At 32.6% G+C, this 16,925-nt stretch carries 14 protein-coding genes; 10 read left to right on the forward strand and 4 right to left on the reverse strand.

The genetic code is table 11. The features are described from left to right. Positions 1-64: 64 nt before the first annotated feature. From cdd to porU, 3 genes are all read right to left on the reverse strand, one after another. Entirely contained in the window at positions 65-547 is a 483-nt protein-coding gene (gene cdd / locus AC9UEH_RS06500) for a cytidine deaminase (RefSeq protein ID WP_509529809.1), read from the reverse strand. 72 nt (positions 548-619) lie between these two features. Further along, positions 620-1,807 (reverse strand): type IX secretion system outer membrane channel protein PorV, encoded by a 1,188-nt coding sequence (porV, locus tag AC9UEH_RS06505; RefSeq protein WP_509529812.1) that lies wholly within the window; start codon positions 1,805-1,807, stop codon positions 620-622. 39 nt (positions 1,808-1,846) lie between these two features. After that, the gene (gene porU / locus AC9UEH_RS06510; protein ID WP_509529814.1) at positions 1,847-5,671 is read right to left on the reverse strand and encodes a type IX secretion system sortase PorU; all 3,825 of its coding nucleotides are present in this window, start codon (positions 5,669-5,671) and stop codon (positions 1,847-1,849) included. A 208-nt stretch (positions 5,672-5,879) separates the two neighbouring features. On the opposite strand from porU, the gene gldJ reads away from it, so the two are divergent. The 3 genes from gldJ (at position 5,880) to AC9UEH_RS06525 (ending at position 10,420) form a co-directional block, all read left to right on the forward strand. Then, positions 5,880-7,592, forward strand: a complete 1,713-nt coding sequence (gene gldJ, locus AC9UEH_RS06515) for a gliding motility lipoprotein GldJ (RefSeq protein ID WP_509529817.1) — start codon at positions 5,880-5,882, stop codon at positions 7,590-7,592. A 63-nt stretch (positions 7,593-7,655) separates the two neighbouring features. Beyond that, a complete protein-coding gene (locus AC9UEH_RS06520; protein ID WP_509529819.1) occupies positions 7,656-8,942 on the forward strand; it encodes a UDP-N-acetylmuramoyl-tripeptide--D-alanyl-D-alanine ligase in 1,287 nt (428 codons plus the stop codon). Positions 8,943-9,079: 137 nt separating this feature from the next. Further along, on the forward strand, positions 9,080-10,420 hold the full coding sequence (locus AC9UEH_RS06525; protein ID WP_509529821.1) for an FAD-dependent oxidoreductase: 1,341 nt from the start codon (positions 9,080-9,082) through the stop codon (positions 10,418-10,420). Between the two features lie 6 nt (positions 10,421-10,426). On the opposite strand, the gene AC9UEH_RS06530 is transcribed toward AC9UEH_RS06525, so the two are convergent. Further along, positions 10,427-11,692 (reverse strand): NAD(P)/FAD-dependent oxidoreductase, encoded by a 1,266-nt coding sequence (locus AC9UEH_RS06530; RefSeq protein WP_509529823.1) that lies wholly within the window; start codon positions 11,690-11,692, stop codon positions 10,427-10,429. Positions 11,693-12,130: 438 nt separating this feature from the next. Between AC9UEH_RS06530 and AC9UEH_RS06535 the strand changes: the two genes are divergently transcribed. The 7 genes from AC9UEH_RS06535 to AC9UEH_RS06565 all read left to right on the forward strand — a co-directional run. Then, the gene (locus tag AC9UEH_RS06535; RefSeq protein WP_509529825.1) at positions 12,131-12,949 is read left to right on the forward strand and encodes a MotA/TolQ/ExbB proton channel family protein; all 819 of its coding nucleotides are present in this window, start codon (positions 12,131-12,133) and stop codon (positions 12,947-12,949) included. A gap of 35 nt (positions 12,950-12,984) precedes the next feature. Further along, entirely contained in the window at positions 12,985-13,596 is a 612-nt protein-coding gene (locus AC9UEH_RS06540; RefSeq protein ID WP_509529828.1) for an ExbD/TolR family protein, read from the forward strand. Between the two features lie 19 nt (positions 13,597-13,615). Beyond that, positions 13,616-14,170 (forward strand): ExbD/TolR family protein, encoded by a 555-nt coding sequence (locus tag AC9UEH_RS06545; RefSeq protein ID WP_509529830.1) that lies wholly within the window; start codon positions 13,616-13,618, stop codon positions 14,168-14,170. 38 nt (positions 14,171-14,208) lie between these two features. After that, complete coding sequence (locus AC9UEH_RS06550) at positions 14,209-14,994, forward strand: energy transducer TonB (protein WP_509529832.1); 786 nt, start codon at positions 14,209-14,211, stop codon at positions 14,992-14,994. Then, a complete protein-coding gene (locus AC9UEH_RS06555; protein ID WP_509529834.1) occupies positions 14,994-15,224 on the forward strand; it encodes a hypothetical protein in 231 nt (76 codons plus the stop codon). The genes AC9UEH_RS06550 and AC9UEH_RS06555 overlap by 1 nt, the downstream gene beginning before the upstream one ends. Positions 15,225-15,227: 3 nt before the next feature. After that, positions 15,228-16,157: a PstS family phosphate ABC transporter substrate-binding protein gene (locus AC9UEH_RS06560; protein ID WP_509529836.1), complete on the forward strand. Its 930-nt coding sequence runs from the start codon at positions 15,228-15,230 to the stop codon at positions 16,155-16,157. A 14-nt stretch (positions 16,158-16,171) separates the two neighbouring features. Further along, positions 16,172-16,925: tetratricopeptide repeat protein (locus AC9UEH_RS06565; protein ID WP_509529838.1), on the forward strand; the 754-nt coding region annotated here is incomplete at its 3' end.

The following is a 16,925-nucleotide window of genomic DNA, read 5'->3' on the forward strand; positions in this document are numbered from 1 at the left end:
AAATTAATTATTGAAAATGTAATTTTATGCACTTGCATTAAATGTAGTGATTATTGTTTTCACACTATAACAATTTTTTATCAAATTGTAATGGCAATAAATTTTTCAAAGAATCGGATTTATAGATACTTCCAGATTCTCCCATGAAATAAATTTCTATTGGTATCTCTTGTTTTATTTCGTATTCCGAAATAGATTGACGGCAGGCACCACAAGGAGGAATAGGAGTTAATTTAGGATTAGTGTCTGAAGTAGCAGTAATTGCCATTTTTATAATTTTAGCTTGAGGATATAATGCGCCAGCGGAAAAAATAGCAACTCGTTCTGCACAAAGACCAGAAGGATAAGCAGCATTTTCTTGATTGGATCCCAAAACTATTTTTCCGTTATCTAAAAGTAAAGCCGTACCAACTCGAAAGCGCGAATACGGTGCGTATGCTTTTTTTCTGATTTCGATGGCTTGCCTCATTAACGATTGAATGTCTATTGGCAATTCTGATGCAGAATCAAAAATGGTAAATTTGGAAGTTACGGTAATTTCTCTCATGTGTTATTTGTGAAAAAAAATCCAAATTTCATTTGATTGAAATTTGGATTTTATTATTAATAATTAATTGTTTTAATAGTTTTCGTACTTTTCTCCAAAATTAAATGTAAGTGAAAATCGAAGTGTGTTTTCTAACGGGTTCTGAACTTTTGATGTCGAAAACAAATAAGATACATCCACATTTACTACATTATATTTAAAACCTGCACCTAGTGAGAAAAACTTTCTTGCCCCTTTTATAGGGCTTTCATGAAAATAACCTAATCGCATAGCAAAAGAATCTTGATATAAATATTCTGCACCAACGGAATAAGTAATTTCTTTTAACTCTTCACTGAAACCTCCTGGTGCATCGCCAAAAGACTTAAATATTCCAGAAACCCAACCAATTTTTTTGTAGTCGGTATTTGCATCTGTCAAATCCTGACCATTTACAACGCCATCATTATTATAATCATATAAATGAGAACTGTCAACTTGGGGTGTTGGAACTAATAATTTGTTAAACTCGATACTTGTTGTTATTTTATTATAATCGTCAAAAATAAAATCAAAGCTACCTCCCAGTTTCATTTGAGCTGGTAAAAAGTTGGCGTTTAATTCATTAGAAACAGTTGAATCATAACTAATTTTTGGACCTAAATTTTGGAAATTAAAACCAATTCGGTATCGTCCATCAAAATCAGAAAAGGCGGTTTGCTCTGACTGAAAAAATCCTGAAACATCAAAGGCAAAGGATTTAGCTGCTCGAGTTTCGTTTGTAGCATCTTGAATCTTCAAACTAGAGCTTATAAATCTACCTCCAACAGACATCGAAAACTTGTCACTTAATTTTAAGGAATAGGAACCGTCTAATGCAAATTCATTTGGCTTAACAACATTAGCAACATCATCAATATTTTGACGTAATTCGATTTCTCCTAAACTAAAATAACGGATACTTGTTGCAAAGGCACTTCTTTCATTTATTCTGTTGAAATAGGTAATTTGCCCTAAGGAAATATCATTTACTAATGCTGTTAAATAGGGCGTATAGCTTACAGAGAATCCTTGTTTTTCTGTTGAAAAGGCGTATTTTGCAGGATTCCATTGTTGCGAAAAGGCATCGGCAGCTGTGGCAACTCCTTGGTCCCCCAATCCAGCAGCTCTTGCATCGGACGCTACTAATAAAAAAGGAACACCAGTGGTTATTACTCTTTCTTGCGCTTTAGAGATTTGTACTGCAGATAAACAAAGCATTAAAATGGCTATTCTTTTCATTTTATTTAAAAATTTAAATTATACAAATATAGTTTATAATTAAAGTATTACAAGTTTTTCAAACTTTTCAGTTTTTTTATTCGTTAAAGAAGACTTTACGGTTAATTTATAAACGTAAACCCCTTTGCCTATTTTATCACCAAAATCATCTCTTCCGTCCCAAAATATTTCTCTACTTAGAAAACCATCTGTGGTTACAATTTGATTTTTTGTCCAAACAATTTTCCCAGTAATAGTCATCACTTGAACTTGCACTTCCAGAGGTTCAAAAGGATGGTTGTGAGTGAACCAAAATTGTGTGTAATTTACAAATGGATTGGGATAATTTAGCACATTTGTGAGTGTCATAGTATCGTCGCCAACTACAATAAATTGGAGTTCTAAACTGATTGGATTATTGTAAACATCCCAAGCTTTGAAGGCTATTGTATGCAAACCAACTGCCAAATTCCGAAATGGAAATCGCAGTTTGCCTTTTTTATAATTGTCCAATTCCGTTTCATAATAATCATTTAGGATGTACGGAGAACTTACATTCCCATCTAAAACAGCTGTAATGTCGTGCCCAATGCCACTTGCCGTATTTATCCCGTTTTCATCTTCAATAAAAGCTAAAAAGAAGGGAGAAGCATTTGTAATTCCTCCATTTATAAAGGTTTGATTATTCATAAATATTTTAGCTGTTGGCGGGGTGGTATCGGCTGCTGCCAATGTATTAATGCCGCCTATTTTAATGGTAGTATCCACTCCTGTATTGTCAATAAACGCTTCATTTTTTTTGGAATAAAAGCTGATTCGCCCATTTCCGACAGGGATTTTTATATCTCTTGGTACAACAAAACCAAACTCAAACTGCCCATTTACAACCGATGCATTTCCTCGGAAAATAGTTTCTCCTAAAGTTGTGAAATTAATAGGAGGACTGTATCCGTCATTATTTAAAGTAGCTTTAATGATATTTTTATCAAAAATATTTACAGCCAAAGCACCGTTATAAGTTGGTAAAAGCACGTCATTTTCATCTGTAATTTCCCCCGAAAGTTTTATATATGCCAAAGATTGAAAATCAGGAATTGTCCCTGTAATAGGAATGTCATTTACTTTCGTTAAACGAATTTTTGGTTTTGGAATGGCCAGCATTAGCGCAGGATCGCCAAGATAAAAAACCACATTTGAAGAGGAACTTGGATTGCTATTTTTTGCTAATCGCAATGCTTCTGCAATCGAAGTATATTGGTTGGAGCCGTAAGAAAATAAATATTCTGATAATTTATCATTAAAATATTCTGCTGATCCTTGCCCAATAGAACGAATGGTTGTAATCATTGAAATGGCGCCCCCTTTTGGATTCCAATAGGTATATTCTCCCGCTGTTGGTCGGTATGGATTATCAAACCTTGAGAAATCACAAGTGATAGTTATAAATAAAGGATATTTGTATTGATTGCTCAAATTTTGTCCATCGGATTTTTCCCAAATTCGTTCTCCGGTTAATCCATCTTCGCCCCCATGACCAAGATAGTTGAAAACTAAAGCTCCTTTTTCAAAGGCATTGAAAATATCTTCTCTGGCTTTTGGATAGCGATTTCCTCCCGATGAGGTTTCTTGAACATAAGAATCTAATAATACTTTTTTGACGTTTATAAATGGTTTTTCCAATACAATTCTATCGGCCAATTGATTTTGCTTGGTTTGTAACGAAATATCCGAAGGTTTGTCGGAATCATCGGAAATTGCTACATAATTATTTCTCCAATTACCATAGGATTTTAAATCATTGTATTCAAAAACTTTGTTAATCATTTCTTCAGCTTGCGAAGTGGTGCTCACTAACATTCGCCCTACAGCAATGTCTATACCACCAAAATAGAAGGCTACATTTCCTTCTGTAGGATCCATATATCCAAAAAAATCATCGGACGCATAGGAAGATTCGCCTGCGGTTGTACTGTTTAAGGCATGATAAATAGGTACAATATTAGAATTATTTGGAATTCTATTTTTATAATCAAATGAAGCATCTCCAAAAAGATTGATGTATTTTACTCTTTTATCAGTAGCGGAAGCGTTTTCATAAACATATTTTATGAAATTTCGGATAGCTGCAATGTCTTGTTTTCCAGAAGAAAATTCCTGATATATAGTTTCTAAAGTAACCACTTTGACATTTAGTTGTGAGTAATTTCTATGAAAGGCCGCTATTTTTTCAGCCTGAATATTTAAAAATGAAGGTGTAATTATTAAATAATCAATATCTTGAAAAACACCTTGAGAATTTTTAAAAATAGTGCCTTTCAAATCTTGGTTGGCAACTTTTGTTTGCGACTCTTTTAAAGGGCTGTAATAATCAGCTTCATCAATTGCAATGTAATTTCTAACTTCGCCTAAATTTGCTTTAAATAAAAAGGTGCTTAAATTGGGATTTTCATATTTTGTAACATTATAAATATCGGTAATATCCCAAACTTGTTTAATTCCCGAAGCTGAATTTACTTGGTATTCTGCAATACCAGACAAAGTACTTGCGTCATTATATTTAAATCGAAATTGTTTTCCGTAGCCCGTTAAGTTTCTTTTAGATTTTAATATAATGTTGTCCAAATATGCCTTTGCCGACGGAACGCCGTTGTTGTTATACGTTAATTTTATTGTTACAGTATTCGAAACAGGAATTGTTGTGTTTATTGGTAATGAAGCGATACTAAGTTCTGTTCCAGATCCAGCAGTAATTGGCGCTAAATTGATGGTTCCAACTAATTGTGAATTGGCTTCGACCTTAAATGAAGTAGCATTATAGGCATCAGAACCTACTGTAATATTTAAGTTAGCAAGCGATGAGGAAACAGCATTTGGCACTTCAAAGGTAAATTCTTGTATATTATTGATGTTGAAAGCTTCGCCAAACCATTGTCTTCCAGTTCGAACAACATTTATTAAATCAACTTCATGAAATTGGTAATCATCAAAAGTAGTAATTGTTTGTGTCGATGGATTAGTTGGTTGAATGGGATTTTGAATTCGTTTTCCTAATCCTCCCGAATTTGTTATGTAATAGTATGATTTTGTGGCAAATAGGTTACTGTTGGTCTGACTTTCGGCATTCCAATTATCAACCCCTTCTGCATAAAATAATATATAATCATTGTCATTAAAAATACCATCGCTTTCACCAATAATTTGAATTGCATTCTCTGCTAAATCAGATGGATAATACGTACTGTTTAATAAAGGTAGCATTCTGCCGCCATTTCCATAAATCTTAATATTTCGAGGATCTGCATTTACATTCAAACCAATTTGATTCAGAAAACTTTTGGAAATTTTATAAACACCAGATTTTTCAACATAAAAACGATACCAATCACCAGAAGCCAGTACAGAGTTGGAAATTAAAGTTGTGTTATTTATTTCTATTGCACGTCTTGAAATATTACTGTTTGAAAAATAATAAGAAAAAGAGACTATTTTTTTATATCCGTCAGTCTCTTTTATAATAGGGGATAGGCTCAAAAAAGCAAATACTTTATCTCTGGCAATAGTATTTTTAACAGATGCGTTTATGGAATTTGGAATTGATTTTATATTTAAATCACCAAGTTGAGATTGTGAAATGGTTTCGAAAACTACATTGGTAATTTGAAGGGAATTTTCGTCTATTTCGGCTGATTGATTTAAATTAAGTGTGAAAAGGATAGACTTATTAGAACTATTAAAAGTGAAGTTTTCCGATTTAAATTGTGGGACAATAAATTTATAGGAATTGAATGATATTGTAGAATTATCAACCCAATCCAATCTGACATCCCCTTTTTGTTGAGAATAACAAACAATGGTAAAAAATAAGAATAGTAATTTAATTTTCATAATTAGAAAGTATAACGCTAATTTTTTTTAAATAGTATGTGATATAAAAATTTAAATTGGAGTGTAATATATATAATAATTGTTATATTTTTGCGTTGTTTAGTTGTGTTTAAAAATAAATAAATATAAATTTACTAAAATTTAAAAAAAACGTTGTGGTTTAATAGTTAATTATTATATTCGCCACGAAATTATTACCTTATTAAGTATGAAAGCAAACAAAAATGTAGTTATAAACGTAGTACTAACATTATTTATTCTATTTGGAGTTTCAAGTTGTAGTAAACAATCAAGTTCCAAAGGAGGGTCAACTGCTACAGGTTGGAAAATCAATGATAAAAAAGGTGGTTTCCAATATAATGATAAATACAAGAAACAAGCGACTGCTCCGGGACTAGTGATGGTTGAGGGCGGGACTTTTACAATGGGAAAAGTACAAGATGACGTTATGCACGATTGGAATAATACTCCAAACCAGCAACATGTAGCATCCTTTTACATGGACGAAACAGAGGTTACTAATTTGATGTACATGGAATACTTAGATTGGACCAAAAGAGTATTCTCTCCTGATGATGAAAATTATAAAAATATCTATGTTGGGGCATTACCGGATACTTTAGTTTGGAGAAACAGATTGGGATATAATGAAACATATACAAACAACTATTTACGACATCCTGCCTACGCTTCGTATCCAGTAGTTGGTGTAAATTGGATTCAATCAGTTGAATTTAGTAAATGGAGAACAGACCGTGTAAATGAAAATACCCTAGAAACACAAGGTTATTTAAAAAAAGATGCAAAACTAACAGACGTAAAAGCAGAAAGTAGTTTCAGTACTGAAACCTATTTAAATGCCCCAAGTAAAACATTTGGTGGTGACGATAAAATTGTATTGAAAGGACGTAAGAACTCTTTGTCTAAACCAATAAAAGTTGCGGGAACAAAAGGACAAGGAGCAACTACAAAAAATCCAACGGGAGTATATGCTCAAAGATCTTCAGGTCTTATTCTTCCAGAATACAGACTTCCAACAGAAGCAGAATGGGAGTATGCAGCGGCTGCAGATGTAGGACAAAGAGAATACAATATTTACAAAGGACAAAAAAAATATCCATGGTCAGGTAGTTATACTCGTTCTGGAAAAAGAAAAATCAAAGGAGATCAATTGGCCAATTTCAAACAAGGAAAAGGAGATTACGGTGGAATAGCAGGATGGTCTGATGACGGTGCTGACATTACAAATATAGTAAAATCGTATCCGGCAAATGATTTTGGATTGTATGATATGGCTGGAAATGTTGCCGAATGGGTTGCCGATGTTTATAGACCAATGGTTGACGATGAAGTAAGTGATTTCAACTACTTTAGAGGAAGTGTATTTACTAAAAATAAAATAGGAGATGATGGAAAAGTCGAATTAGTCACTGCTCAAAACATTAAATATGACACGTTGCCAAACGGTAGAATTATTGCAAGAAATGCTCCAGGTCAAATCGCTCAAGTCCCAGTGGATGAAAAAGAAACTTATTTGAGACAAAATTTCGACAAAAGTGACGAAAGAAACTACAGAGATGGTGATAAACAATCTACAAGATATTTTGATTTCGGAAATACTGATGAAGGTGCAAAATTACCTGATAGTAAAAGAATGTACGATGCTCCAAAACACAATGTAACAGTTGATAGTTTAGGAAATATGTCTAGAAAATTCGACAAGTCTAACAAAAGAACTACCTTAGTAAATGACGAAGTAAGAGTTTATAAAGGCGGTTCTTGGAGAGACAGAGCGTATTGGTTAGATCCAGCACAAAGAAGATACTTTCCACAAGATATGGCTACTGACTACATTGGATTTAGATGTGCAATGTCCAGAGTTGGTCCAAAAGCTGACAAAAAGAAAAGAGCTAGAAATTAATTTTATTTCTTGTATCATTAATAAAAGCCCTTTTAGGGCTTTTATTGTTTAAAACGGGAACATATGGATATTAAAATCATTCACAATTATTTTTTGAAATGCAAATCAATTTCAATTGACACTCGAAAAATTGAAGCAGGTTCCTTTTTTGTTGCCATTAAAGGAGATAATTATGATGCCAATACTTTTGCGAAAGAAGCATTACAAAAAGGTGCCTCATTCGTAATTATAGACAATCCAGATCATTTTATTGATGAAAGAACAATTGTTGTAAAGAATAGTTTAGAAACTTTGCAATCGTTAGCACGCTTTCATCGGGGCTATTTGAATATTCCAATTATAGCCTTAACAGGGAGTAATGGAAAAACAACTACTAAAGAATTAATTCAAGTTGTTTTAGCTAAAAAATTCAAAACAAAAGCTACATTAGGTAATTATAATAATCATATTGGAGTGCCACTTACGTTGCTTTCATTTGATAAGCAAACTGAAATTGGTATCGTTGAAATGGGTGCCAATCATCAAAAAGAAATAGAATTTTTATGCGAAATTGCACAACCAGATTTTGGCTATATTACCAATTTTGGAAAAGCACATCTTGAAGGTTTCGGTGGAGTTGAAGGCGTCATAAAAGGAAAATGCGAGTTGTATAATTATCTTTCAAAACACAATAAAATAGTATTTGTAAATTTAAATGATAGCATTCAAGTTGAAAAATCTTTTGGAATAAAACCCTATACTTTTGGAACTAACAAACCAAATTCAGATGTTATTTTGAAAGATGTTACCGCAAATCCGTTTGTGGAAATTACATATTCAAATACTAAGATTAAGTCTCATTTAATAGGTTTATACAATTCCAATAATATAAATGCAGCAATTGCAATTGGTTCTTATTTTGAAGTTCCAATAGTAGATATTAAAGCTGCCATTGAAGAATTTGTCCCTGAAAATAACCGGTCGCAGCTCCTTAATATTAATTCTAACGAAATTATTCTAGACGCTTATAATGCCAATCCGAGTAGTATGTCGGTGGCAATTGAAAATTTTATTCAATTGAAAAACTTTAATAAAATAGCCATTCTTGGGGACATGTTTGAGTTGGGAGAAGAAAGTTTAGAAGAGCATAAAGCGATTGTTAATTTACTTTTAAATGAAAATACAATCACTACTTATTTTATTGGAAAAGACTTTTATGCTAACATAATTAAGCAAAGTAATTTTCATTTCTTTGAAACGTTTGAAGATTTTTCTAATGCATTTAAAATGTATAAAATGGAAAAATGTATTTTTTTAATCAAGGGTTCAAGAGGAATGGCTTTAGAAAAAACGCTATCGTTAATTTCTTAAAGGAAATTTTATTTGAAACGTATTTAATTATAACTGTAACGTATTAATTAAATAATTGTAACTTTTAATTCGGTAAATTCACAACAAATATTAATGTAATTGCTTAAATTTGCGCACTTATATTTATATATTTTTAGATGCAAAAATCACTCAAAATTGCCATTGTAGGATCTGGTTTAGTTGGATCGCTATTGGCAATTTATCTCAAAAAAGCAGGTCACACCGTTCATGTTTATGATAGAAGTCCCGATATTCGTAAAATTCGATTTTCTGGGCGTTCTATAAACTTGGCAATGTCTAATAGGGGTTGGAAAGCTCTCGACGATGTCGAAATTGGTGACAAAGTTAGAGAAATTGCTATTGCAATGGACAAACGCGCAATCCATCTTGTAGACAAGCTTAATTTTCAAAATTATGGTCAAGAAGGACAGAGTATCTATTCAATTTCAAGAGGTGCGTTGAACAGAAAAATGATTGATTTGGCAGAACAAGCTGGAGCAGAATTCTTTTTTGAACAGAAAATTTGGGATGTTACCTTGTCAAATGCCACCTTACATATTGGCGAAGAAGAGCGAAGCGAGTGGGAAGAATTGAAGTTTGATATGGTTTTTGGTGCCGATGGTGCTTTTTCAAGAATCCGTCACAGAATGCAACGCCAAAGCATGTTCAACTATTCCCAAGAATTTTTAAATACAGGCTATAAAGAATTGAATATTCCTGCAAATCCTGATGGAACCCATAAATTAGATAAAAATTCTTTCCATATTTGGCCTCGAGGAGAATATATGTTAATCGCTTTGCCCAATTTAGATGGAAGTTTTACCTGTACTTTATTTATGCCTTTTGAAGGAGAAAAATCTTTCCAGTCTTTAACAGATAGAAAATCTGTTGAAGCATTTTTCGAGAAAAACTTACCAGACACCATTGATGTAATTCCAAATTTAACTGAAGATTTTTTTGCAAATCCAACGAGTACTTTGGTTACAATGAAATGTTTCCCTTGGACCTATGAAGATAAAGTTGCCTTAATTGGCGATGCCAGTCATGCCATTGTGCCGTTTTATGGTCAAGGAATGAATGCAGGTTTTGAGGACATTTCGGTTTTAAATGAATTGATGAATCTATATGGTGACGATTGGAAAACAATTTTTTCAGAATATGAAAAATCTCGAAAACCCAATGCCGATGCTATTGCCGAATTATCGTATCGGAATTTTATGGAAATGAGTTCTAAAACTGCCGACGAAAAATTTCTGTTGCAGAAGAAAATCGAAAAACATTTTGCCGAAAAACATCCCGAAAAATGGTTGCCGTTATACGACCGAGTAACATTTAGCAATCGTCCCTATTCAGAAGCTTTGGCGATTGGCGATTTTCAAAATGCAATTATGGAAGAAATTTTAAAAATTGAAAATATCGAGAATATTTGGAACAGCGAAGAAATTGAACTTAAAATCTTGAAATTGCTTTTAACCTAAAAAAAACTAACCATCATTTTTTTTTGGTAAAGGTTTTATCAAAACGCGTAAAGTGCTATCATTGTTAAAGTAACTGAAAATCCAATTAATAAATATGGAAAGCTTGTTTTTTAAATTCAGTATCATTACTAAGTGAACTAGCATCCAAACAAACCAAGCAACCCTCCCTTGAAAACTAAATTTCGGCAAATCGACTACGGCTTTTCTTTTTCCAATTGTAGCCATAGCTCCTTTGTCATGGTATTCAAAATCAAGTAATGGTTTTTCTTCTGAAATTAATTTAAAATTATCAGCTAAAAATTTAGAGTGTTCAATTGCAACACTTGCCACCTGGGGGTGTCCTTTCGGATATTTTGGAGTTTCCATAAAGGCAATGTCACCAATGGCATAAACGCCTTTTAGAGCTATAATTTCACATTTTTGATTTACTACAATTCTATTTCCTATAGAAAGTGCTACTTTTGGAATTCCATCTAAAGTTTTTCCAGTAATACCGGCAGCCCAAATTACATTTTTGGAAGCAATAGTTTCACGATTATTTAAACTTACTGAAAAACCATCATAATTAGTCACAAAAGCATTAGTTTTTACTACAACATCTAATTCTAATAAATATTGAAGTGCTTTTTTTTGAGAATCGGAACTCATTGGATTTAATACATTAGGGGAGCCTTCAATTAAATAAATAGTTAATTTTTGAAAGTCTTTATCAGGATAATCTTTTGGTAAAATATTTTTTTTCATTTCTGCTAAAGCGCCTGCAAGCTCAACACCGGTTGGGCCGCCGCCAACAATAACAAAATTCATTAACGCCTGTAAATCTTCAGGTTTTGCGACTAAAGTATCTTCAAATGTTTGAAGTATTCTATTTCTCAATTGAATGGCTTCTGGTACCGATTTCATTGAAAACGCAAATTTTTCAATTTGGGAATTTCCAAAATAATTAGTTGTGCAACCATAAGCAAGAACCAAATAATCGTATTTGAAATCCGCAATGGTAGTTTTCAAGGTTTTGATATCAGAATCAATACTCAAAACTTCAGCAATTCTAATTCTAATATTTTTTGAATGTTGGAATACTTTTCTAATTGGAAAAGAAATACTTGCAGGTTCTAATCTTGCGGTTGCAACTTGATATAATAATGGTTGAAATTGATGATAATTGTTTTTATCAATTAACAAAACATCGTATTTGGTATTTTCTAAATCTTGTGCCAATCGTAAACCAGCAAAACCCGCGCCCACGATGATAATTTTTTTAGTTGTTTCCATAGTAATGTATTAGAAATCTAAAGTTACTTATTGATATTGGAAAATTCATCACAATTAACGTTTTCTACAAAGACAAATAGGTATAAAATTTTATTTATTAAATGCTATTCCTTGCATTTTAAATAGGAGTAAACTACTATTTAAACATTATTGGCTCCTGAATTTTAAAAATAATTCAATCGTTTTCGATGAGTGAAATAGTATTTAATCGGTATATATAATAAATAATCCTATTTTAACGTTTTCGTTTTACGGAACAATTATAATTTTTCTTAAAAAAACGCTTTTTATTTAAAAATACATAATTATCATAATTATTGATAATTTAACGCAAAAAACATTTTTTTATTTGAACTAAAAAATTAAATTTGCTCCTAATCAAGTTTATAGCAACTTAAAAATCAAAAAATTATTTAAAATTATCAAAAATTAAAAAAAATGGCAAACGTTAAAAAAGAAGGTGGTTCAAAAGTAGGAGGCATGATCTCAGGAATCATAATTGTTGCATGTGTATTTGTAGGCTGGATAGTTTGGTCTCAAATAATGGGTTCGCCTGCAAATTTTGAAGGTGGAGATATTGAAAAAGGACATCCTTTAAATACTTTAGGACAAGTTTACAAAGGTGGATTTATAGTTCCTGTATTATTAGGAATGTTGTTGATGGTCCTTGTTTTCTCAATAGAAAGATACTTTGTAATTGCTAAAGCTGCTGGAAAAGGAAATCTTGATACTTTTATGAAAATAGTTCAAGGCGACATCAAAGAAGGTAAAATCGAAGATGCAATTAGTCAATGTGACAAACAACAAGGTTCAGTTGCAAATGCAATTAAATCAGCGTTAGTTAAATATCAAGATGTGAAAAAAGAAGGTTTCAACAGCGAAGAAGCTTCGGAATTAATCCACAAGGAAATTGAAGAAATTACTTCTCTTGAAATGCCAATGTTAGAAAAAAATATGACTATCATTTCTTCATTAGTTTCTTTAGGAACACTTGGAGGTTTGTTAGGAACTGTATCTGGTATGATTAAAGCGTTTGGTGCTTTGGCTTCTGCTGGAACTCCAGATCAAGCAGCTCTTGCAGTTGGTATCTCTGAAGCTTTGATTAATACAGCTACAGGTATTTCTACTTCTATTACAGCTATTGTGGCTTATAACTTCTTTACTTCTAAAATTGACGATTTGACTTATTCTATTGATGAGGCAGGTACAACAATTGTAAATACTTACAGAAAATTCAGAGGTAGCTTGAAACAATAATTTTTGATTTTTAAATCAAATAATAGATAAAAATAATGGCTAAAATAAAAATGAAAAAAAAGTCAACATCAACGGACATGACCGCGATGTGTGATGTAGCTTTCTTATTGCTTACTTTCTTTATTTTGACAGCTACAGCGAAAGTGCCTGAGGCATTACCTGTAGATACGCCTGCTTCAACAGTGCAAACAAAATTGCCTGAAACGGATTTGGCAACAATTACTATAGGAAAAGGAAAAGTTTTTTATGACCTGAAAGGAAGAGAAGTTCGAAAAAGAACACTTCAATTGATGGGTGATAAATACGGAATTAAATTCACTCCAGATGAAATGGATAAATTTGCTTTAATGGAAGGATTTGGTGTGCCAATTCAAAATTTAAGTCAAATTATTGCAATGAAAAGTGCGGATAGAAGCAAGGCAGAACAGCCGGGAGTTCCTAAAGATTCTTTGGACAACCAATTGAAAGAATGGATTTACAATTCTCGTATTGCGAATATAGAAAACAACAATAAAGAATTGCAAATTGCTATTAAAGGAGATGCAAAAGAGGAATATCCAGCAATACATAAAGTAATGGATATTTTACAAGACCAAAAAATCAATAGCTTTAGTCTGGTTACTGGTTTGAGAGGAAAAGATTTTTAATTAAAAAAGATACACTACAATGGCTGAATTAAATACCGGCGACGGTGGAGGCGGAAAAGGTGGTAAAGTAAGAAGTAAAAAGCAAAATTCAAAAGTAGATTTAACTGCTATGGTGGATTTAGCATTCTTGCTAATCACATTCTTTATGCTTACCACAACGTTGTCAAAACCACAATCGATGAGTTTGGGGTTGCCAGATAAAGAAGATGACCCTACTAAAAATAAGGATGTTAAAGTTGACGAAAATCGAACAATGACTATTTTATTGGGAGATAATAACAAATTAGTACGTTATGTTGGGTTGTTAGATAAACCATTAGCTGGAGGAACGCCTAAAGATTTTGTATATGGAAAAGAAGGTATCAGAAAAGAACTTATTGAAAGAAAAGCAAAAGTTCTTGAATATACTGGAAACAAAGACAAAGGGATGATTGTAATCATCAAACCAAGTAAGAAATCCAATTACAGAAATTTGATTGATATATTAGATGAAATGGCAATCGTAGATGTACCAACGTATGCAATTGTTAACGATTTTTCGCCTGAAGAAACAAAATTGTTAGAAGGAAAATAAGAGTAATCTTAGTACCCAATAACCTAATAATTAAAAAGATGAAATTAGATATTTTAAAAGACCAATGGCTTGAAATTGTTTTCGAAGGACGAAATAAGGTTTATGGCGCTTATGAATTAAGAAAATCAAATCCTAAAACTACTGTAAGATCACTTATAATAGGTTCAGTACTTTTTGGTTTTGCAATTGCAGCTCCTCTACTTATCAATTTGATACCAAAAGGAGATGACGATACGACATTGGATCAAAAAATTGTAACTGTTAAGTTGCCGCCAAAAGAAAAACCGAAAGAAAATATTCCGCCACCGCCGCCACCACCGCCAAAAGTTGATGTGCAAAAATTTGTGAAACCAGTAGTTGCAAAGGCTGATGAAGTAACGGAAGAGCCACCAAAAATTGTTGATATTAAAGACAAGAAATTGGGTGCTGAAACTATAAAAGGCGATCCAGACGCTGAATTAACTGTGGAACCTGTTGGAAATGGACCAGCTGATATTGTTGATGATAATAATATCTACAGCACAGCAGGAATTGAAGTAAAACCAGATTTTCCTGGAGGTATGGCTAAATTCTACAAATTTGTAGGAAATAACTATAGAACTCCAGAAGAAGAAGGTCTTGCAGGAAAGGTTTATGTAACGTTTGTTGTTGAAAAAGATGGTTCATTAACAGATATTAAAGTAGTAAGAGATATCGGTTTTGGAACTGGAAAAGAAGCCATTCGCGTTTTGAAATCATGCCCAAAATGGAATCCAGGCGAGCAAAATGGGAAGAAGGTAAGAGTACTTCATTCTCTTCCAATTACTATTCAAGCACCAGAATAATGTTGAATAAATCAACTGAGAATAAAGAGAAGAAATCGCTAAAAGAGCGGTTTTTTCTCGTTATAGGAATCGTGTTTTTCTTAGCCTATCTGGCAATGGGATTAGCAATCATCTTTTGGAAAAACTTTCCATTTGATATGAAGCCCAGTTATAGAATTGCTTTTGGGGTAGTTATAATCGGATATTCTTTTATTCGGTTTTACCGAATTATAAATGACAATAAAGAGTAGGTTATGAAAAAGTTTGCACTAATTCCGTATTTATTTTTTTTAGGTTTTATCCTTGTTTTTTTTGCTTGTAATCAAACAAATAAGCAAGCAAATTCTGATGAAACTATTCTAAAAGGCTCCACTTCTATCTTAGTTGATGAAACACTATTACCCATAGTTGCCGATCAGGTTGAAGTTTTTGAAAGCCTTTATACTGGATCAAAAATAAAGATAATTGCAAAATCAGAAGCAGAATCTGTTTTAGCATTAGCAAAAGACACTTCTAAAATAGCCATTCTTTCGAGAAAGCTTAATCCTGAGGAAGAAAAAGTTTTTGAAAGTAAAAAAATTACGCCAAGAACTACGGTTTTTGCTATTGATGCAATCGCATTTATTTCAAATAAAAGAAATAAAGATACTTTAATCGCGTTACAAGATGTAGTGGACTTCATGAAAGGTAAATCAAATGCAACTATTAAAGGATTGGTTTTTGATAATCCTAATTCAAGTACCGTTCGCTATATGAACGAATTGTCGGGACTAAAAGAAATCCCGTCAAAAGGAATTTTTTCTTTTAAAACTAATGAAGAAGTAATTCAGTTTGTTTCCGAAAATGACGGAATGATTGGAATTGTTGGTGTAAATTGGTTGATGCAACCTTCACTGAAAATGCAGCCAATCGTGGATAAGGTTAATTTAATTAGTGTAAAAGGAATTGGAAAAACCGCCTATTTTGCACCAACACAAAACAACCTTGCAGAAGGTAAATATCCTTTGGCACGTGATTTGTATATCGTCAATTGTCAAGGTTATTCTGGCTTAGGAATGGGATTTGCCTCTTTCATAGCTGGAGATATTGGACAACGAATCATCCTAAAATCGGGATTGTTGCCAATAAAAATACCTGGTAGAAGCATCAAAACCAGAACACAATTAGAAAACAAGATTAAATAATAAATTACAACAAGATGAACAAAGTTAAAATTTTTAGTATTGCTTTATTGACTTCAGTAACGCTAAGCTATGCTCAAGATTTAGATCAGGCAAAGAAAACAATTGACGCAGAACAATTTGAAAAAGCCAAAGGAATTCTAAAATCAATTATTAAAACAAATCCTGACAATGGAAAAGCTGCCTTTTTATTAGGCTCGGTTTATCTTAATCAAAATATTTCTGACTCAGCGAAAATTTATTTCCAAAAAGGATTGGTCGCAAAATCGGATGCAAAATTCAATTATATTGGATTAGGACAAATGGATTTGGACGATAAAAATGCCGTTGCAGCCGAAGCCAATTTTGCCTTAGCAACAAAAGATATAAGAAAAAAAGATTCGGAACAATACGTTTATATTGCGAAAGCCTATATGAATGCCAACACGCCAGATTACAATAAAGCAATTGAGGTTTTAAACAAAGCGAAAATTGCTAATCCAATGGATGCCAATGTTTTAATGGCTTTTGGAGATGCGTATTATGGTGTTAAAAATCAAAACGATTCTTATAAAGCGTATCGTGATGCCTTTGATGCCGACCCAACTTTAATTAGAGCAAAAATGCAATTGGGCGTTTTGTTGAAAGGCGCACGAGCATTTGCGGAAGCGGTAAAAGCGTATGACAATGTGGTGGCTACCAACCCAGAATACGGTCCGGTTTACAGAGAATTGGCAGAAACGTATTATTATTGGGGAAATAACGACTTGAAAAACTACAAAGAATACATTG

The organism is Flavobacterium sp. (assembly GCF_040402835.1).
Taxonomy (GTDB): domain Bacteria; phylum Bacteroidota; class Bacteroidia; order Flavobacteriales; family Flavobacteriaceae; genus Flavobacterium.